Annotated in this window: 16 protein-coding genes; 12 read left to right on the top strand and 4 right to left on the bottom strand. The window is 56.3% G+C overall.

Going from position 1 to position 20,550, the window contains the following annotated elements:
- Positions 1 to 180 precede the first annotated feature (180 nt).
- Entirely contained in the window at positions 181 to 771 is a 591-nt protein-coding gene (locus tag JZX88_RS22625) for a TetR/AcrR family transcriptional regulator (protein WP_206914806.1), read from the bottom strand.
- 722 nt (positions 772 to 1,493) lie between these two features.
- Positions 1,494 to 1,958: a hypothetical protein gene (locus JZX88_RS22620; protein ID WP_206914805.1), complete on the bottom strand. Its 465-nt coding sequence runs from the start codon at positions 1,956 to 1,958 to the stop codon at positions 1,494 to 1,496.
- 173 nt (positions 1,959 to 2,131) lie between these two features.
- Between JZX88_RS22620 and JZX88_RS22615 the strand changes: the two genes are divergently transcribed.
- Positions 2,132 to 2,476 (top strand): hypothetical protein, encoded by a 345-nt coding sequence (locus JZX88_RS22615; RefSeq protein WP_206914804.1) that lies wholly within the window; start codon positions 2,132 to 2,134, stop codon positions 2,474 to 2,476.
- Positions 2,477 to 2,740: 264 nt separating this feature from the next.
- Here JZX88_RS22615 and JZX88_RS22610 read toward each other — a convergent pair whose 3' ends face one another.
- Positions 2,741 to 3,772, bottom strand: coding sequence for an alpha/beta hydrolase (locus JZX88_RS22610; protein WP_206914803.1), 1,032 nt, complete (start codon positions 3,770 to 3,772; stop codon positions 2,741 to 2,743).
- A gap of 110 nt (positions 3,773 to 3,882) precedes the next feature.
- Complete coding sequence (locus JZX88_RS22605; RefSeq protein WP_206914802.1) at positions 3,883 to 4,470, bottom strand: TetR/AcrR family transcriptional regulator; 588 nt, start codon at positions 4,468 to 4,470, stop codon at positions 3,883 to 3,885.
- A 202-nt stretch (positions 4,471 to 4,672) separates the two neighbouring features.
- Between JZX88_RS22605 and JZX88_RS22600 the strand changes: the two genes are divergently transcribed.
- The 11 genes from JZX88_RS22600 (at position 4,673) to JZX88_RS26385 (ending at position 20,495) form a co-directional block, all read left to right on the top strand.
- Complete coding sequence (locus JZX88_RS22600; protein WP_206914801.1) at positions 4,673 to 5,743, top strand: HlyD family efflux transporter periplasmic adaptor subunit; 1,071 nt, start codon at positions 4,673 to 4,675, stop codon at positions 5,741 to 5,743.
- A complete protein-coding gene (rbbA, locus tag JZX88_RS22595) occupies positions 5,740 to 8,514 on the top strand; it encodes a ribosome-associated ATPase/putative transporter RbbA (protein WP_206914800.1) in 2,775 nt (924 codons plus the stop codon). Before JZX88_RS22600 ends, rbbA begins: the two co-directional genes overlap by 4 nt.
- 2 nt (positions 8,515 to 8,516) lie before the next feature.
- Positions 8,517 to 9,629: an ABC transporter permease gene (locus JZX88_RS22590; RefSeq protein ID WP_206914799.1), complete on the top strand. Its 1,113-nt coding sequence runs from the start codon at positions 8,517 to 8,519 to the stop codon at positions 9,627 to 9,629.
- Between the two features lie 28 nt (positions 9,630 to 9,657).
- Positions 9,658 to 11,142, top strand: a complete 1,485-nt coding sequence (locus tag JZX88_RS22585) for a DASS family sodium-coupled anion symporter (protein WP_206914798.1) — start codon at positions 9,658 to 9,660, stop codon at positions 11,140 to 11,142.
- Entirely contained in the window at positions 11,142 to 12,086 is a 945-nt protein-coding gene (locus tag JZX88_RS22580) for an L-lactate dehydrogenase (protein ID WP_206914797.1), read from the top strand. Before JZX88_RS22585 ends, JZX88_RS22580 begins: the two co-directional genes overlap by 1 nt.
- Positions 12,083 to 13,285, top strand: coding sequence for a sodium/glutamate symporter (gltS, locus tag JZX88_RS22575; RefSeq protein ID WP_206914796.1), 1,203 nt, complete (start codon positions 12,083 to 12,085; stop codon positions 13,283 to 13,285). Before JZX88_RS22580 ends, gltS begins: the two co-directional genes overlap by 4 nt.
- Before the next feature lie 87 nt (positions 13,286 to 13,372).
- Positions 13,373 to 14,218, top strand: a complete 846-nt coding sequence (locus tag JZX88_RS22570) for a universal stress protein (RefSeq protein ID WP_206914795.1) — start codon at positions 13,373 to 13,375, stop codon at positions 14,216 to 14,218.
- A gap of 164 nt (positions 14,219 to 14,382) precedes the next feature.
- Positions 14,383 to 14,835 carry a BA14K family protein gene (locus JZX88_RS26335; RefSeq protein WP_371741229.1) on the top strand — a complete coding sequence of 151 codons (453 nt, stop codon included), beginning with the start codon at positions 14,383 to 14,385 and terminating at the stop codon, positions 14,833 to 14,835.
- Positions 14,836 to 14,970: 135 nt separating this feature from the next.
- Positions 14,971 to 16,143, top strand: a complete 1,173-nt coding sequence (locus tag JZX88_RS22560) for an efflux RND transporter periplasmic adaptor subunit (RefSeq protein WP_206914794.1) — start codon at positions 14,971 to 14,973, stop codon at positions 16,141 to 16,143.
- A gap of 5 nt (positions 16,144 to 16,148) precedes the next feature.
- Positions 16,149 to 19,301 carry an efflux RND transporter permease subunit gene (locus JZX88_RS22555; protein ID WP_206914793.1) on the top strand — a complete coding sequence of 1,051 codons (3,153 nt, stop codon included), beginning with the start codon at positions 16,149 to 16,151 and terminating at the stop codon, positions 19,299 to 19,301.
- Positions 19,302 to 19,547: 246 nt separating this feature from the next.
- On the top strand, positions 19,548 to 20,495 hold the full coding sequence (locus JZX88_RS26385) for a sensor domain-containing diguanylate cyclase (RefSeq protein ID WP_206914792.1): 948 nt from the start codon (positions 19,548 to 19,550) through the stop codon (positions 20,493 to 20,495).
- Positions 20,496 to 20,550 lie beyond the last annotated feature (55 nt).

Here is a 20,550-nt window from a genome sequence, read left to right as displayed (position 1 = left end):
AGAATCGGGGTGCAAAATTGGCGGAACGATGGGCATAAATGGATTCCATTTTGTCGGGTCGCCGTCGCTGTTCGAATAGCGGATTCATTTCGATCCTTAGCTGGCCGTCCAAGCTGGGAGACTATCAGCTCCGCGAGCGTTGATCCCAAAGCTGCTGGTAGCGCTTTCGAGGAACAGCCTTCAAGTAGTTTGAGTGCCACGCAGAAAAATCTCCAGCCGTTTTTTTATTTCTACCGTCCTGTGCGCTCGGTCCGGGCGATGCTTGAGCCTTCTTCTGGGCAGGAGAGCGCCGAAGACGATGTCCATCAGCATACCCGCGCATATAAGCGGGTCTTCGACAATCATTCTGTTATTCCTTTCCTGCCCCTGGAGCCAATCGACGAGCTCCTCGCGGGATCTGAGGATTTCGTTCTCGTAAAGGTAATCGGACAATTCCGGAAACTGAACGGACTCCCGGACGATCAGGTTGAGGATGGCTTCCCGCCCGAGTTCGGCCTCATCATCGATATCCAATCGGAAGATTTTCACCAGCGCGTCAAGTACCGGAAGCTCCTCGCCATCCGGGCGTGGCAAGTCAAGGATCAGATGCCTGTGCTCACAGATGACCGCGGCGAAGAGTTCGGTCCTGTCGGAGAAGAATTCGTAGATCGCGCGCTTTGATACCTTGGCCTTCGCTGCGATTACTGCTGTGGTCGTTTTTCCAAATCCAAGTTCGACGAATGCTTCGTGTGCCGCCTTAGTAACGGCGCTGCGGCGCTGCTCCTCGGTCAAGGTCTTGGGTCGTCCGCGCCTTGGTCGCGGACAGTTTGCTTCAACGTCACCTTCCACCAGTTTTCCGGCCTTTCAGTTGAGATGGACCGTTCTAGGAATTATAGGTACCGGATTTGTACCCATAATACGCGAGGCCTTGCGCTGGCTCAATGCAGTAGCGTACCTCCCAAAGGAATGCCATCCGTCCGGAAGGGCGGAACTGCTACATTCACCCAGTCAGGAAACTTTTCGGCTACCTCGACCTCGCAAAAGGTACGCCGGCAATGCTCAAGGAACAACGCGCCAGGGGTCGGTGCGAAAAATGGCTGTCGACGATTATGGCGGCTATGTAGCATCCCCTCACCGTCAGCAGCGAGAAGAAGGCTGCCGAGGCACAGGCTATCACATAGTGTCTGGATCGTGACCGACGCGGCAGTCTCTCTGCCAACGCAGTGACTGAGTGTTTGGCGAAACGCCCGAGCGCCACGAGTATGAATATGGCCAGGATGACATATCCGCTGAGTGACGCGGCATCTATCAACCAGAACATCAAGTAACACCCTCCGAAGAATAGCCGTTCCTTTTTTGGAGCAGCAACCCGCCAAAACTCAGCGGCGCCCGACCATCTATTCGATTTTTCATCCGTACTCTCGGCTCCCAGAGCCGTTTCAGCCAGCCTGCGTCCCGCGATCCTTAGAAAAACAAGCGAAGCTGGTAGAGGCACGGCAGAACCCTGCGTTGGATCAGGACTGAACATCCATCAGGCCTTTGCGGTGACGCGAGAGCCGGAGCGCATTTGCGGCAATGCTCCACCAGCGAGGTTTCCGCGGGTCGGCTATCTGGGCAGATGCTCCCCGCCCAATAGCGGGATCCGGTCTCGCGGGAGCTGGATTGGCAAGAAATTTAACCCGTTCGAGAAATGCCCTGCCGTCAAACCGCTTCGATGCGCCGTTGCCTGATGTGCTGCCGTGAAAAAAGACTTCGAGATTGACGACCGGTATGGCGCGAATGTTGCGGACCAGATCAATCTCGGGTCTGGTCGTGACAGCAAAGGCGAATTCTTCGGAGCGAAGAGCATCGAAGGCTTGTGGTACCGTCGATACAGCGAGCGAGGCATATCCACACTCTGCCAGCTTGCCGACAACCATCGCCGCGGCAGCCTGTGGTAGAAAAACAAGTATCTTCGATTGACTGGCTGTCTGACGCATTGGCCCTTTTCCTCGTCCAGATGGGAGGAAACTTATCTCGTCCATGTGCAGCACTGTGTTGGGATTTATTCGGATTTATGCGCAGCAGGCGCGGTCACAACAAAATAGAACATAACTGAAACCTACGGCACACTTCGGCAGTCTAACCTGCGCCGGATTCGAGGAGTTTTCCAATGTTCAATCTCGTCGCGCTTTCCGCGCTCAGAAAAATCTGCCTCTATCTGCCAGACGCACGAGCTGCAACTTTGCTGGAGCACATCCTGGGCGCGGAGGGCCTGGCTGCTGCAAGTGTGACGACACCGGCCGAATTTCGAAAGGCTATTCAGAACCAGCACTACACGGCGATCGTGACCGTCTCTTGCTGCATTGACGAAATCAGGAAATTCTCGGAACTTCCAATCATTGATATTCAGCCGCTCGTGGAAGACTGGCGCCAGGCTGGATCTTTTCAAAGGCTGTCCGCGTTCGAGACCTTGTCTTTTCTGCAAGGAACCTGTTTCGTGGCCACCCGTCGTTAAGCCCGTTCGCTTTGTACCCTACGCTCTGTCGTCCCCGTCGCACTTAAAGATCGTATCGGCTGACCATCGATCACGGAGCGATCTGCTCGCGCTACTACCCGTTTCCTGAGCCCAAGCAGCAAACCGATTCTGATCCCAACAATTTTCCTTGATGGATGACCGCTTCAGCGCAGCTAATAACTCCGCATTGCGACTTCGCAATCGCTCGTCGTTCGCACCGGGAATGATGAAAGAACACCTATCCTCTGGGCTAAACATGTCTGGTTAAGGATTGATAATCTGGCTGGCGAGACGAAACGGACTGGAAACCGCCGCACCCGCAGCGTCGAAGATGTAAGCTCCCGCCTCGCCGAGGGTCGGACGTTGCGGCTTTCCATCTTTGCCGAGTGCCGCGGCGCTGACGGCAAGAGCCGCATAGCGTCCGTGACGAAACTGGTCAGGGGCCTTGATCGACGAGATATCGATGACACGAACTCCTTTTTCTCGCGCTGCCTGTATGACGACGGGATCGCTGACGTCGAGAGCGCCCAGTCTGGGTGTGTCTCCCGTCAGAAGGCCCGAAACAGTGAGCGCGGTATCATCCTTCGATACAAAGATAGTTAGCGGATTTTGCATTTTGCCAACGACGGCCAATTGGGTTCTGAAGACATCTTCGTCGATGTCGGGAGAGGCCAGATAGACATCAAGCCGCTTCAGCACGTCACCGCGCTTTTCCAGCTTTAGCTGGCGCAACGCTTCCATGAGCAGCCAGCAGCCCATGCTATGAGCAAGAACCCGCACTTCACCTGATTTCCGGGACGCCGTTACTCCTACAAGCAGGGCCGCGAGTTGATCGCGAGAGCTCGTGACAGCCTCCTTGTCTACCCCATAAGCTGAGACAGAGGAACGCGATGGCCAGCCAAACAGCACAGCTGTGCCTTCTGCTCCGGAATCGGCGGTCATTTGGGCAAGACGGTATATCGATTCCTGGTAGCTTACATTGTAGCCATGGATGAACAGCCCCAATTCGCTGCCGCGGGAGGAAGACGATATTTTCTTGAAGAACGCGTCTTCGCTAAGCGCCTGCTGATCTACAATGGCAAAGCTCCTACGAGGATCGGGCTTCGACTGCGGCCACTCGATCTCCCCGGCCCGATGATTCGGAGGGAGGGAGACCTCCAAGCGGTTGTAGCTGGTCTGAGTGGCGCGCATGGCAGTGAAGGCTTCCGTCTCACCGGGCATTCTGGTGCGGTTCGTCGCGGAAAGCACTTCTACGATTTTTGTGTCAGGTGAGATTGCAGTTTTGACGGTGGGCAAGATTTCGGTTTGCGGGCGTCCCGCACATCCAGACCCCAAAAGTAGCAAAGCGACGACTGTAATTCTGGCGACTGCCGGCGTCATCCTGACCAACCAATCCGCACCATGAATCAGGCTTCGCCTTGCCCGGTTTTAAGGTCGATAATCCCCTGTAGCACTGTCGCAACAAAGGCTCGTGCCTGTTCGACGTCTGTTTCGGTCGCGCCGGGAAGCTCGAGTAGATTTCGCATGATGCTTAAACCAATCAGCAGCGACATAATCACCGTAGAGCGAAACCCGTTCGCGTCACCAAGCTTGGTACGGATCGGCTCGATGAACTCCCGTTCGATCTGCGCACCTGAAAGCTGTCCAGCCTTTTGACTGGTGAGCGAGCGTATCAATAGCAGGAGTGGTTCAACGCCGTGAGACGTTGTCGAATGTGGGCGGTCAAACAGTTTATCCGTCAGCGACTTCACAAGTTCGTCGCGTGCGTCTTCGGACACACCTGAATCCGCGCCCGCAACATCAAGCGCCTCCTGAAACAGTTGCTCCTTGGATCCGAAACTACGGTGCACATAGGCGACATCAACCCCTACATCCGTTGCGATTTCCCGCAGGCTGACCTCGTCATAGGAAGCCTCCGCGAAACTCCGGATCGCGGCGTCGAGTATGCGCTGACGCGTTTCACCTTCGCCTCGCACGACATTGCGTTTCGGCATTCGACCCTCTGCTTGTTTTTTGTTTGGCAAGAATGACCCCATTTCGCTAATGCGTCAACACGTGTTGACTCTTCGTGACTGTTCGTCACATTGTTACCACAGAAATCGCGGGCGACGATTTTCCAGACTGAAGGAAGATGGGCAAAAATCGGAGCAATCCGGTGAAGGCGGGTTCGCGACTGTAGTGCGAAGGGGATTTCAGGTGGCGTTTCAAAAGAGAAAGTGGCTAACGGCTGGAGCAGTCGTGGTCATTGGTGGCGCAGCATTTTACGCATGGCAAAAGACAAATGACGCGGCCTTGCCCGACGGTATCGCCAGCGGTAATGGCCGACTGGAGGCAGTTGAGATTGACATTTCCGCCAAGACGGCTGGGCGCCTGAAAGACATACTCGCTGGAGAAGGCGAGTTCGTAAAAGCCGGTCAGACTCTGGCGCAGATGGACACCAGTCAGCTTGTTGCAAAAAAACGGCAGGCTGAAGCCGAGCTGCGGCGTGCGGAGATCGGCATCGATACGGCACAAAGTCTGGTTGCTCAGAGAGAAGCAGAACGCAGGGCGGCAGAAGCCGTCATCCAGCAACGCGAGGCAGAGCTCGATGCCGCCAAACAAAAGCTGACACGATCCGAACAGCTTGCGCGCGGCAACACAATCTCTCAGCAGTCGCTGGACGACGACAGGGCCACCGAGCGCGGTGCGCAGGCGACAGTTGGTGCTGCACAGGCATCGCTTGCGGCATCCGACGCGGCGATCAACTCCGCAAAGGCGCAGGTGGTTGATGCGCAAGCGTCCGTGGAAGCTGCCAAGGCAGCGATCGAGAGTATAGATGCCGATATTGCCGACAGTACATTGAAAGCGCCGAGGGATGGACGCATTCAGTATCGTGTCGCCCAACCGGGTGAGGTGCTATCCAGCGGTGGCCGGGTCATCAACATGGTCGACGTTCCGGATGTCTACATGACCTTTTTCCTGCCGACCCAGCAGGCTGGCCGTATCGCGATGGGAACGGAAGTCCGGTTGGTGCTGGATGCCGCGCCTGAGGTCGTGGTCCCGGCCACAGTCTCCTTCGTCGCCGACGTTGCACAGTTCACGCCAAAAACCGTTGAGACCGACGACGAGCGCCAAAAACTGACCTTCCGGATCCGGGCACGGATCGCACCGGAGCTCCTTCAGAAATACATTCAGCAGGTAAAAACCGGCTTGCCGGGCATGGCCTATGTGCGCCTCGACCCGAGTACGGAGTGGCCCATCTTCCTGGAAGAGAAGATGGTGCGATGAGCCCGGATTCCAGTGCTTCGATCGTATCCTTTGATCAACTCGAGCTCGTCTACGGCAAAACAACAGCTCTGGACAACATTTCGCTCGATATCCCCGCAGGTCTGATGGTTGGCCTGATCGGACCTGATGGTGTCGGTAAATCAAGCCTGCTGGCTCTGATCTCCGGCGCCCGCTCGATGCAACAGGGCACCCTTTCGGTGTTCGACGGGGATATGCGCAAGGCCAGCCACCGGCGCCTCATCTGCCCGAGATTTGCCTACATGCCGCAGGGGCTCGGCAAGAACCTTTATCCCAACCTCTCCATCGCCGAGAACATCGCCTTTTTTGCCGGCCTGTTCAATCAGAGCGGTAAGGAGCACGAAGAGCGCGTCACGGATCTTCTCGAAAGCACGGGCCTTGCGCCGTTTCGTGACCGGCCGGCTGGTAAGCTTTCGGGAGGCATGAAGCAGAAGCTCGGTCTTTGTTGTGCTCTCATCCATGATCCCGACCTGTTGATCCTCGATGAACCCACAACGGGGGTGGACCCGCTGTCGCGACGGCAGTTCTGGGAACTGATCGACCGGATCAGAGTAAGCCGTCCAGGCATGAGCGTGCTTGTCGCCACCGCCTACATGGAGGAGGCCGCGCGGTTCGACTGGCTGGTGGCAATGAACGCGGGAAAAATTCTCGCTTCCGGGCGTCCTGACGAACTTTTACGTCAAACGGGTGCCGACAACCTCGACGCTGCATTCATCGCGCTTCTTCCCGAACAGGACAGGCAAGGGCATCAGAACGTCATCATCCCTCCCCGCGACGCAAGCTTCGATGGCCAACCCGCCATAGAAGCCACAAACCTGACCATGCGTTTTGGCGACTTCACTGCCGTCGACAATGTCAGCTTCAGCATTCCCCGCGGTGAAATCTTTGGTTTCCTGGGCTCAAACGGTTGCGGCAAGTCTACAACAATGAAAATGCTGACGGGACTTCTTGCGGCGAGCGAGGGAGAGGCGCGGCTGTTCGGAAAGACGGTCGATGCGAATGACATGGCTGTTCGAAAACGTGTTGGCTACATGTCCCAAGCGTTCTCGCTCTACAATGAGCTGACAGTCAGACAAAACCTCGAACTACACGCCCGACTGTTCAAACTTGATGAGACCGCAATTCCTGAGCGTGTCCGTGACATGGCCAGTCGCTTTGATCTGGACCGCGAGATGGACCTTCTGCCAGCTTCCCTGCCGCTCGGTGTACGCCAGCGTCTGTCGCTAGCCGTTGCGATGATCCATTCGCCAGATATACTCATCCTAGACGAGCCCACCTCGGGTGTGGACCCCGTTGCTCGCGACCGTTTCTGGCAAATTCTTGCCGACCTGTCCCGCAAAGACGGTGTCACCATTTTTGTCTCTACCCATTTCATGAACGAAGCCGAGCTTTGCGACCGCATTTCGCTGATGCATGCCGGCAAGGTGCTGATCAGCGATACGCCTTCGGCTATAGCCCAGACCCGTAAGGCGGTTTCGCTTGAAGACGCTTTTATTTCCTATCTTGAGGAAGCAATAGGAGATGCAGCCAATCAGTCTGCCCCCCAAACCAAACCCGGGCAGACTGACATGGCGGATGGTGCCGACGCTACGCCCCCACTGACGCCGGCACCATCCGTCTACCCCATCTTCGATTTCCAGCGGATGTTCAGCTACACAAAGCGAGAGACGCTTGAGCTACAACGCGATCCGATCCGCGCGACGCTCGCGGTCATCGGAACCGTCGTCTTAATGTTCGTGATCGGCTTCGGCATCAATCTCGATGTCGAGGATCTGACCTTTGCGGTTCTGGATCGAGACGATTCGACGATCAGTCGCAGCTATGCTCTGGAAATCGCCGGGTCGCGTTACTTTGTCGAGAAAGAGCCCATTACCAGCTACGACGATCTCGACCGGCGCATGCGCAACGGTGAGCTCAATCTCGCTCTCGAAATACCGCCCGGTTTTGGACGTGATATTCTGAGGGGCACAAATGTCCAGGTCGGCGGGTGGATCGATGGATCAAATCCGCAGCGGGCCGAGACGGTCAGCGGCTATGTTCAGGGCGTGCATGCAAGCTGGCTGACGTCGATCGCACGCGAGGCCCTCGGCAGTCGCGCCACGCAGCCCGATTTCAATCTCGAAATCCGTTATCGCTACAATCCCGACATCAAAAGCCTGGTCGCGATGGTGCCCGGTGTCATTCCGCTTCTACTTCTCCTCATTCCGTCAATGCTGGCAGCGCTCAGCGTCGTGCGGGAAAAGGAACTTGGCTCCATCACCAATCTCTACGTCACGCCGGTGACGAGGTTGGAGTTTCTTGTCGGAAAACAGATACCCTATGTGGTGCTGGCCATGGTGAACTTCTTCCTGCTGGCTGGCGCTGCCATTTTTCTTTTCCAGGTGCCGTTCACCGGAAGTTTCCTTATCTTCACGATCGCCGGGCTTTTCTATGTGGCGGCTGCCACAGCAATCGGGCTCGTCATCTCGTCTTTTATGAAAAGCCAGTTGGCTGCAGTCTTTGCGACATCGCTGATCACGCTGCTCCCGGCGATCCAGTATTCGGGCTTCACGGATCCGGTCTCTTCACTCGACGGGGTTGGGGCACTCATCGCCAACATCTATCCCACAACCTATTTCATGACCGTTTCCAGAGGCGTGTTTTCAAAGGGCCTCGGTTTTGAGGAACTGTCAGGGACGCTTCTGCCGCTGATGCTCTCGGTTCCGGTTCTGCTCGGGATCGGCTCCCTTCTCATGAAGAAGCAGGAGACGTGAAGATGCTGTCATCAAACATCGTACAGTTGGGCATCAAGGAAATTCGCGGCCTGCTTCGTGACCCGGTGATGCTCATTCTGATCATCTTCTCCTTCACTTTTTCGGTCTACACATCGGCGACCGGTTCGCCTGAGACGCTCAACCGAGCAACGATCGCGATCGTAGACGAAGATCAATCTCCGCTGTCTGGCCGCATCGCGACGTCGTTCTACGCACCGTATTTCACCAAACCCGAAACGATCACGATCGCTGACATGGATCGGCGGATGGACAACGGGCTCGATACCTTCGCTCTCGACATACCCCCGAACTTCCAGCGAGATTTGCTGGCGCAGAAGTCGCCGACGATCCAGCTGAACGTGGATGCGACGCGCATGACACAGGCCTTCAGTGGTGGCGGTTACGTCCAAAACATCGTCAGCGGCGAAGTCAGTGAGTTTCTCAACCGTTATCGGGCATCAACCGCGGTCCCTGTCGATCTGATGCTGCGCGCCCGCTTCAACGCTGAACTCAACAAGGGGTGGTTTGCCGCGATCATGAGTATCGTCAACAGCATTACCATGCTGTCGATCGTGCTCGCAGGTGCTGCGCTGATCCGCGAGCGCGAGCACGGAACGATCGAGCATCTGCTGGTCATGCCGGTGACACCCTTTGAAATCATGGTGAGCAAGATCTGGTCAACGGCATTGGTCGTGTTGCTTGCGTCGTCGTTCTCGCTGATCGTAATCGTACAGGGCCTGTTGCAGATCCCGGTCCAGGGGTCCGTCGTTTTATTTCTGTGCGGAGCCGCTCTGCACCTGTTTGCAACAGCAACGCTTGGGATATTTCTGGCGACGATCGCTGGCTCGATGCCGCAATTCGGTTTGCTGTTGATGCTTGTACTTCTGCCGCTGCAGGTACTCTCAGGTGCGCAGACTCCGCGCGAAAGCATGCCTGATATTGTCCAGAACATCATGCTTGCAGCCCCAAACACCCACTTCGTCATCCTTTCCCAGTCCGTACTGTTCCGGGGTGCGGGGCTTGAGGTCGTCTGGCCGCAACTCCTGATGCTGCTTCTGATCGGGGCCGCGCTGTTCGCCTATTCTCTCAAACGTTTTCGAGCATTTCTGAAATGAATTTTTACGTGCATTGAGGAGCGTCTATATGGCACTTTTATCGTCCCCGGCGGAGCCAACCTCCAACCGAAAGCTTGTCCTGTTCATCGCGGCACTCGCAGCCTATGGCCTGATCCTCATTCTACCGACGCCCGCAGATCTGTCGTCGTCAGGACAAGTCGCGCTCGGCTTGCTGATCCTGGCCGTCATTCTGTGGGTCAGCGAATGCGTTTCGCCAGCGGCAAGCGCTATCGTTTTGACCGGTGCTGCCGTTATCGGCTTGATCGGCAAGCCGCTCACCGGCAACGCGCGTCCCATGACGTCAGCTGACGCACTCACAACAATGCTCACAGGTTTTTCCTCATCGGCAGTCTTGCTGGTGGCAGGCGCACTTTTCCTGGCAGTTGCCCTCAAACTGACCGGGCTGGACAGACGTGTGGCGTTGTTGGTGATGAGCAAGATCGGTGTATCACCTGCCCGCCTGACGGTCGGGGCGATGATCGTCGGCTTCGTACTGGCCCTTTTCATTCCCTCCGCCACTGCAAGGGTGGGCGCAATTATCCCTATCATGGTCGGTGTCGTCACCGCACTCGGCCTACCGGTCACCAGCAGCCTCGGTGCCACCCTGATGATCGTGACGGCTCAGGCCTGCTCGATTTTCAACATGGCCGTCAAGACGGGTGCAGCACAGAACCTGATCAGCTTGGGCTTCATGGAAGAAGCGTTTGGGAGGTCGGTGACATGGGGCGAATGGTTTATCACCGCCCTGCCCTTCACCGTGTCGATGTGCATCGTGCTATTCATCGTGTCACTTGTGTTGCTTCGACCGCAGGTGCCGCCGACCGAGGAAGCAAACAGTCGGCTGGCGGCTGAGCTCGCAACGCTCGGCCCGGTTACGCCCCCAGAGAAGCGGCTGATGCTGGTCGCAGCCCTTCTTCTCGCCCTCTGGGCAACCGAGGGATGGATCAATCCGCTCGATACTGCAACCTCAACACAGCTTGGTATCGCGCTTCTCCTGATGCCGCGCATCGGTGTCATGACTTGGGCGCAAGCCGAAAAGCACATTCCCTGGGGGACGGTCGTGTTGTTCGCGGTCGGCATATCGCTTGGTATGTTGCTGTCTAGAACCGGAGCGGCCAGTTGGCTCGCCGGGATCACGCTCAACAATCTGGGCATCTCGGCCATGCCCGTGTTTCTTGTGATCGGTGTGCTCTCGACCTTCAGTATTGTGCTGCATCTGGGTTTTGCGTCAGCGACCGGCTTGGCCAGTACACTTATCCCGATCATGATCGCCTTTGCTCAGACCATCCCGCACGGTGAACAGGTGGCGTTCGGCATCGTGATGATCCAGAGCCTCGTTGTCTCCTTCGGCTTCATCCTGCCGACAAATGCCCCGCAAAACATGCTGTGCTACGCGACGGGTGCGTTTACGACGGGGCAATTTGCAAAGGTCGGGCTAGCTGTCACCGTCGCCGGGCTGCTGTTGCTTGTCCTGTTTTCAGCGACGATATGGCCGATGATGGGTTTGCTATGATGCCAGGCAAAATAGGCATCATAGGTGTTGGCCAGGTTGGTGCGACCTCGGCTTTTCTGCTCGCGACCGTTCCCGGCGTTCGAGAAATTGTTCTCGTTGATGCCGACACGGATCGCGCCAATGCTCAGGCGGCAGACATCGCTCATGCCGCCGCGTTTGGAACGCCGGCAGAGATCACAGCTGGCTCTTATTCCGATCTGACAGGAGCTCATGTCATTGTCATCACCGCCGGCAGTAGCCTCGAACATGGGCAAACCCGTCTCGATCTCCTGTCGAAGAATGTGAGCGTGGTTTCCACAGTGCTGGAAAAAGTCTCAGCGGTGGCGTCCGACGCGATCCTACTTTTCGCCACCAATCCGGTCGATGTTATGCCGGCCCTGGCGGTTCGGCATTTTGGATTTCCAAGAGGGCGAGCAATAGCAACCGGGTGCGCGCTCGACACCGCCCGGTTTCGTGACCGTCTGGCCCGTCACTTCGATATGTCGCCACGCTCCATTCATGGCTATGTGCTCGGAGAGCATGGTGATTCCGAAGTGCTGCACTGGAGTGGAGTGCAGATTGCCGGGATGCCCCTCGCGGAATTCGCGATCAAGCGTGGCAGACCGATGGCGCCCGATGATTATGAGATGATCGCGCGTGAGGTTCGCACGTCCGCCTACCGTATCAAACAGGGCAAGGGCGTTTCCAACTTCGGTATTGGTGGATGTATCGCACGGCTCACCCGCGCTATCGTCAATGACGAGGACGTTGTCTTTAGCGTCTCGACATACATGGATAACGTTCTCGGCGTCGAGAACACCTGCATTTCGTTGCCGCAGATCGTCGACGCATCTGGAGCGTCTCAACCCTTCATTCCCTCGCTTGACCCGGACGAGGAAGAAGCGCTCCGCCGCAGCGCGATGATCCTGCGCGAGGCAATCGACATGGCGGATCGCACCAGATGACGATTGATCCGTTCGTGTCCTTCACCATTGCAGTCGTATTGTTGCTTTCCGGCAAGATCCTGACGATGAACGTCTCGCTTCTTCGCAAATATTCCATACCTGAGCCAGTCGCCGGTGGATTTCTCTGTGCTGGCTTCATCGGGATCGTCTATCTGGTGTCAGGGGTAAAAGTTAGCTTCCAGCTTGATCTGCGTGATTTCCTGCTCCTTCTGTTCTTCGCGTGTATCGGGCTGAAGTCCGATGTTCGCACGCTCTTGAGAGGTGGCGCCCCGCTGGCTCTCCTCGTCGTTCTCGCTGCGTTATTCATTCTCCTCCAGAATTTTACCGGAATGGGGATTGCATCAGCATTCGGCCTAGACCCGAATGCCGGCCTCATAACGGGGTCGATCGCCCTGACAGGCGGCGTCGGAACGACGCTTGCATGGGCTCCGATCCTGGTGAGCGAGCATGGCGTCGGAAACGCACTGGAACTGGGCGTGGCCGCCAATACGATCGGTCTGATCACGGCTTGCACAATTGGGGGGCCTGTGGCCGCTTATCTGATACGACGTTACGCGATCGAAGCGTCGGGCAGTGACAATCTCGATGTTGGAACGACCCACGACGACCCAAATCCCAGGATGGATTACTTTTCGGTTCTCTGGGCAATTCTTACATTGAATGTGACGGTCATGCTGGGCCTTGGCATCCACGCGATCATCGAGCAATCCAGTTTCACTCTGCCTGCATTTGTGAGTTGCCTGATGGCTGGGATCCTCATTCGCAACGTCGTGCCTTTCGCTGTTGGCAGGACCGTGCTGAAATTCTGGCCGGGTGTTGGCGAGGGCCTTACGCTTCTGTCGGACATCTCTCTGGGGTTGTTTTTGACGATGGCGCTTATGAGCCTGCAGCTTTGGGAGTTGCAGGGTGTGGTTCTGTTCATAACGACTGTGCTCGCCGCGCAGGTCTTGCTCACCGTAGCTTATATCAGACTTGCCGTGTTTCCCCTGATGGGCCGCAATTATGAAGCGGTTGTCGTGTCGGCGGGCTTCGGTGGCATTACGCTGGGATCGACCGCCACCGCGATCGCCAACATGACGGCGGTGACGCAGCAATATGGAGCCGCACACAGAGCCTTCATCATTGTCCCGCTGGTCTGCGGTTTCTTCATCGACATCGTCAACGCCCTGCTGATCTCAACATTTCTTGCGTGGGGTTGAACGATGATGCCCCAGCGTCGAAATCCAAATTTATGCAGCACATTTGGCTGGCAATCTCAGCCAAGCAAAACTTACCGGAGTTTCGTCATGCAAAGCCCTAAGGATATCGTGGTCTATATTGATAGTACCGCTCAGGAAGCCTTCCGCTCCAGGATTGAGTACGCTGCGGCGCTTGCTCATGGGTGGGGCGCACATCTGGTCGTCGCTTTCGCACCAGAGGATCTTTCTCTAAACCTGCATGCAGGTTTTACCCGCGGCGCAGCCACCATCAGCATGTTAACGGCTTTCGAGCGACGGCGATCGGAAACCGAGGAACTCGCTCGCAAGCTCCTTCAGGCCGCGGGGACAAAATTTGATATCAGCTGGGAGTTCCGTTTATGCGAAGGCGAGCGTGGCGAGACACTAATGCTGCATGCTCGCCATTCGGCCATTGCAGTCCTCGGATCCTCTCGAGAACCCGAACGCCAGGTCACTGCCCTGACAATGTCCGAAGACGTCATATTTGCATCAGGCCGTCCCTCTGTTCTTCTGCCGGTCGACTGGTCCAGTGAACCGTTCCCGAAGAAGATCGTGATTGGGTGGAACGCCAGCAGTGAAGCAACCCGGGCGGTTTCGGACGCGATGCCGTTCCTGAAGATGGCTGAGGAGGTTCATCTCGTCGTCGTGCCAGAACCCAAAATTGCTCGTCTGCTTGGTGAGGATCCGGGTTCCGACATTGCCCGGCACCTAGCCAGATATGACATCCCGGTTGTTCTCGATCGTCTGGACGGTGGAAATGCAGCAGACCTGCTTTTTTCAAAAGTGGAACAAACTGGAGCTGATATGCTTGTGGTGGGTGCGTACGGCCAACCGAAGATCACGGAGTTTGTCTTTGGCAGTGGAACACAGACGTTGTTGAGCGCGCCGGTCGTCCCTGTATTGCTTTCCCGGTAGCCAGCCGGGCAGGTGCAAGGTTGAAGTCGAAGATGTCTTCACGGGTCAGATATAAACTGCCGCAACATTTCTAAATATTTCCGCGTGAAGAGCTGTGTCAACACCTGTTGACACAGTATCCAAGCTCATGCATCCTCAGCAGTTCGAATAGGAACTCGAGGAGGATGACTTTGCGAAAATTTGTTGCCGTGGCCATTGCGGCTTTGACGGCGGTAATGGGGAATTCCCCATCAATTGCTGCCCCAGCGACCTTTGCCTCGAACAGCATCGTTTTCGCAAATGGGCTGATCCCGGTTCAGTATCGAGAGGATCGTCGGAACTCTGAGGTTCGCCGTCACCCCCCACGCCACGGTTGGTATAATGGCCATCAAGGCTATCGGGAGCAGCGCCGGGGCTACAGGCGACACAGCGATGGATGGTGGTATCCCCCGACAGCGTTTGGTGGTGGTTCAGTAATCGGGAGACACCCTTCCGCTACTCACCGAGAGTTTCGATCAGGCACCAATGCCCGCCACCGTGACTGGTGCTCGTCTCGATATCGCTCTTATCGGCCGTACGACAACACGTTCATCGTTCGCGCTGGCGAACGAGCAGAATGCATCTCCCCCTATCTTTAACTGCCGCTGAATGCTCCCGGCGGTCCGGTGGCGAAAGCGACTGGGCTGCGACTTGGCGTCGGCAAAAATCCAGTGCGGGCGGAACCGATCAAAATACGGTCAGCCCGGATCACCTAAACAATCAAGGAACTATAAATGCTTCGCGCCAGAAAGAGTGCAGTTTACCTACTCGTGATTAGCCTTTCTGTGTCGCTGGCGAGTTGCTCGGACGAAAAACAGGCGCAGTCGCCTGTCGCGCCTGCTGTCAAAGTGGCCGTCATCGAAGTCAGGGCCGAAAAGCTGCCGGTGGTGACGGAACTGCCCGGACGCGTCGCTCCAATGGTCACGGCTGACGTGAGGCCGCGTGTCACGGGTATGGTGCTGAAGCGAGTTTTCGAACAAGGCACCTCGGTCAAAGAGGGCGATATCCTCTACGTCATTGACCCGGAACCTTTCCGAGCAAAGGTGGCGTCTGCACAGGCGACACTTGATTCCGCGATTGCCGCGCAAAAATTGGCGCAGCAGAAAGCCGACCGCCAGACACAATTGTCACAAAACGGTGTCGCCAGTCTGGAAAATCGCGAGACAGCTGTCGCAGAGTTCGCACAGAGCAACGCGGATGTGGAGCGTGCAAAAGCTGACTTGAGAACGGCGCAACTTGAGCTGCAGTATACTGAAATTCGGGCACCGATCAGCGGCAGTATTGGCCGGGCCCTGGTGACCGAGGGATCGCTCGTCAGCCCGACATCAGACGTGATGGCGACCATTCAGCAGATCGACCCGGTTTATGCAGATTTCACTCAGCCCGCTGATAACATGATCCGGCTCAAGAATGCTGTTGCAGAGGGGAAACTCGAGGCAGACGCATCAGGCAGTGCACACCTGAAGCTCGTTTCCGCCGAAGGACGTCTTTACCCCCATGACGGTAAGCTGTTGTTTTCCGAAGCGACCGTAAGCGCGGCGACAGGTCAGGTTATCTTGCGAGGGGAGTTTCCAAATCCCGAAATGAACCTCCTTCCGGGAATGTACGTGCGTGGCCGGCTGGAGCAGGCGGCACTCGATAATGCGCTCGCTGTCCCGGAGCAGGCCATACAGCGTGATACCGCAGGGATTGCTCAAGTTTTTGTTGTCGGTGCTGAGAACAAGGTCGAAATCCGTCCCGTATCTTTGGGATGGTTGCTTGATGGGCGGTGGGTTGTCGTCAAGGGCATTGCTGCCGGAGATCGGGTCATCGTTGAGGGCTTTCAACGCACAGCGCCGGGCGCAACTGTCGAAGCTGAGCCATGGATCAGCCCCGTAGCTGTTGGCGACACTCCAGAAGAGGGCTGAACCTAATGGCTGCTTTTTTTATTGACCGACCGGTGTTCGCCTGGGTTCTAGCGATTGCCATTATGCTGGCGGGCGCAATATCGGTGACGATGCTGCCAATTTCGCAGTACCCAAACGTTGCTCCGCCTCAAATCAGGATCGCTGCGACCTATCCGGGCGCGTCGCCTGAAGACACTTACGAGGGTGTTACGCGTCTCATCGAGGACGAGCTGAATGGCGTTCCTGGGATGCTGTATTACGAGTCGACATCCGATGCTTCCGGCGCCATCACCATCAATGTGACCTTCGAAGCCGGGACCAATGTCGATACGGCAGCGGTCGAGGTCCAGAACAGGGTCAGGCGGGTGGAGGCGCGACTGCCGGCATCTATCGTCCAGCAAGGTATCAGCGTCGATGCCGCAAGCGCCGGAACATTGTTGCTTGTCGCCTTGACGTCCAAGTCCGGATCCACAGACGGCATTGCTCTTGGCGACTATATGAGCCGGAACATCGCAAGTGAGCTCCGCCGGATCCCGGGCGTTGGTAATGTACAGCAATTCGGAAGCGAACGCGCAATGCGCGTCTGGGTCGATCCGGACAAGCTCCTCGGATTCAACCTGTCGCCATCGGACGTCACGACGGCAATCCAGTCTCAAAATGCGCAAGTAGCAGCTGGTCGAATTGGCGCAGCTCCTGCCGGAGCGGATCGTCGCACAACAGGCTCGCTCCTCATCAAGGGCCAGTTGACGTCGCCCGACGAGTTTGGCGCGATCGTGCTACGGGCGCAGGCCGACGGCTCGACGGTAAGGTTGCGCGATGTGGCGCGCGTCGAGATGGGCGCGGAAAGTTACAACACATCGGTGCGGATCAATGGCAAGCCGGCGACTGGAGCTTCGATAGAACTTGCCCCTGGCGGCAATGCGCTTTCGGCAGCAACCGCGATACGCGAGCGGATGGAAGAGCTTTCACCGTCTTTCCCGCAGGATATCGAATACTCGATTCCCTACGACACCACACCATTTGTCTCGATCTCCATCGAGAAGGTCATCTACACCCTTCTGGAAGCTGTGGTCCTTGTGTTCGCTGTGATGTTTCTGTTCCTGCAGAATATTCGCTACACCATAATCCCGACGATCGTTGTTCCGATTGCCCTTCTTGGCGCATGTGCCGTCATGCTTGTTCTTGGATTTTCCATCAACGTATTGACCATGTTCGGCATGGTCCTGGCGATTGGAATTCTGGTCGATGATGCAATCGTCGTCGTCGAAAATGTCGAACGTATCATGATGGAGGAAGGATTGTCTCCGAAGGAGGCAACCAAAAAAGCGATGACGCAGATCACCGGCGCGGTGGTCGGTATTACGCTTGTTTTGACATCCGTGTTTATTCCCATGGCGTTCTTCCCGGGCGCCGTGGGTGTGATCTACAAACAGTTCGCACTGACGATGGTCGCGTCAATCCTGTTCTCGGCGTTCCTGGCTCTGTCGCTGACACCAGCGCTCTGCGCGACATTTCTAAAACCGGTTAAGAAGGGTCACGGCCATGCCAAGGCCGGTTTCTTTGGGTGGTTCAATCGCAAATTCGATGCCTCCTCCCGTGGATACAGCAACTGGGTGGGCAAGCTGCTTCGCAAAAGTGGCCGGGTCATGCTTGTCTATCTCGTCGTCGTCGGTGCGACCGGCTACATGTTCCTGAGGCTGCCGACTGACTTCCTGCCTGTCGAAGATCAGGGCACGCTGCTTGCTCAGGTTCAGGCGCCAGCCGATGCCACGGCCTCGCGCACGGCGGAATCGGTTGAGGCTATGGAAAAGATCGTCATGGACAATGACGCTGTTACCCGCGTCGTCGCGATCAACGGCTTCAGCTTTGCCGGCGCTGGTGAAAATGCCGCTCTTGTGTTCATGACGTTGAAGGACTGGGGTGAGCGATCAGCCGAGCAGGCTGCCCCTGCCCTTGCGCAAACGCTGAACGGCGCATTCCAGTCCATCAAGGACGCGATGGCGTTTGCAACCTCACCTCCGGCCATTTCTGGTTTGGGAACGACAAACGGTTTTGCGTTCCGCCTTCAGGACAGAGGTCAACGTGGCATCGGCGCCCTTGCTGCTGCGCGCGATCAGTTTCTGGCCGAGGCGCGTAAGAGCCCTGTACTGGTCGGTGTACGTGAAGAGGGTTTGGCTGACGCTCCCCAGACAGTCCTGACCATCGATCGGGAAAAGGCAAATGCGTTCGGCGTCACATTTGCCGAGATCAACCAGACCATCAGCACCAATATTGGCTCCGCCTATGCTAACGATTTCCCCAACTCGGGGCGGATGCAAAGGGTGACTGTGCAGGCTGATCCCGAAAAGCGTGGCGACATTTTTGACATCATGAATATGAACGTTCGAAATTCCGAAGGCGGAATGGTACCGATCTCGGCGTTTGCCAGCTACACATGGTCGAAAGGTGCCGCACAGCTCGTCGGTTATAATGGCTTCCCAGCGATACGCATCAGCGGTCAGGCGGCGGACGGATATTCTTCCGGTGATGCCATCGCGGAGATCGAGCGGATCGCATCGCTTCTTCCTACAGGGTTCGGTTATGAGTGGAGCGGCCAGTCGTTGCAGGAAATCCAGTCAGGTGCTCAAGTGCCGATGCTGTTGGGGCTATCGTGCCTGCTGGTCTTTCTCTGCCTTGCCGCGCTGTATGAAAGTTGGGCAATTCCTCTTTCCGTCATGTTGGTCATCCCGCTTGGCATCATTGGCTCTCTCGCGGCGGTGATGCTGCGCGACATGCCGAATGACGTCTACTTCAAGGTGGGACTGATCACGATCATCGGATTGTCGGCGAAGAATGCTATTCTGATCATTGAGTTTGCCAAAGATCTGAGAGCGGAGGGGAAGCCTCTGTTCGAGGCAGCCGTTGAAGCAGCCCACCTTCGGTTTCGTCCGATCCTTATGACATCACTCGCTTTTACGCTGGGCGTAGTGCCGCTTGTCGTTGCCAGCGGTGCTGGCTCTGGTAGTCAGACGGCCATCGGCACGGGCGTCATGGGAGGAATGATTTCAGCCACGGTTCTTGCCGTCTTCTTCGTACCGGTGTTTTTCGTGTTCGTCATTGGTTTGACACAGAGAAACCGCTCAAGCCAGGCTCCTGAAGGGAACGGCATTCCCCTGGATAAGCCAGCGCTTGGAGAGTAGAAAAACGCGCGAGGCGCAATGCAAATGTTATCTATTCGACATGAATGGTCATCGAGATTTCGCTTATTCCAATAATACGTGACAGCCTGCGCACTACTCGATCTAAGTGAGAGGTCCGCAAGCTCACCTCGCGGTAACGCAGGGAAAAGATTTGCATGCTAAAGGAGATATCTCTAAGGCTGCAACCGGATAGGAATAGATGGTCGCTAGTGAAGGTAGGAAGGCAACAACACTGGGCTGGACGGCATGAGAGAATTTCTTGAAAGAGCGAACGCCGAAAACCTTTCATACCGCGATCTGCACATAATACTTGACGCCCTGCCTATACCATTGTCCTGGGCCACTGTTCCGGATGGGAAAATCCAGTTTGTCAATCGTGCGTTTGTGACACTGTTCGGTTATCCGGAAGATGCTTTCGCAACAGTCGAAGATTGGATCGAAAATGCTTATGTTCGCCACGAGGACCGCATTGAGGCGCGTAAACAGTGGAAAAGTCTCTGGACGGCGAAGTCTTCGGGTATCAGCGAAATCGATTCGTTCGAGATCGAAGTACGGTGTTCGTACGGAGACATCAGGACTGTCCAGCACCGCGGCATGCTGCTGCATGAAATCAATATCGCCATCGCCACATTTGACGATATTTCTGAACGTAAAATTATGGAGGAGAAGCTCCACCGTTTCGCGTTCGAAGATACTTTGACCGGGCTCGCCAACAGGCGAATGCTGCAGAAATTCTGGAACGAACGCTTGGCATCGGTAGAATCGAGCCAACGGATTTCGGGCTTGCTCCTGATCGATCTCGACGGGTTCAAGGCGATCAATGACCGGTTCGGACATGATGCAGGCGACGACGTTCTTGTCGCGGTCGCTAAACGTCTAAGGAAAAATGTAAGGATAGAGGACCTCGTGTGCCGCCTGGGCGGCGACGAGTTTGTCGTTCTGATTCATGAAAATGCAAGCCACGAACGAATCCCGCAAATCTGCTGGAGGATCGAAGCGTCGTTAGCGCGCCCCATACGAGGCGGTAAAGGCAGCTATACAGTCGGTGCAAGCATAGGTGCCAGTCTGTTTCCCCAAGATGGCCAGGATCTGATGGAGCTTTTAAAGCGAGCCGATGAGGCGCTTTACCGTGTGAAGAGAGAGGCAAAGGGAGGTTGGCAATGGTTTGCAACCCCGGCGGCGTCTGTGAGATGACAAGGCACTGCTTCGGCACGCACACTCCAACCGGTCGGCAGGAGCGGTCGCAAGT

It is taken from the genome of Agrobacterium sp. OT33 (assembly GCF_017313365.1).
GTDB lineage: Bacteria > Pseudomonadota > Alphaproteobacteria > Rhizobiales > Rhizobiaceae > Agrobacterium > Agrobacterium rhizogenes_A.
This window is presented reverse-complemented; position numbering and strand designations above follow the sequence as displayed.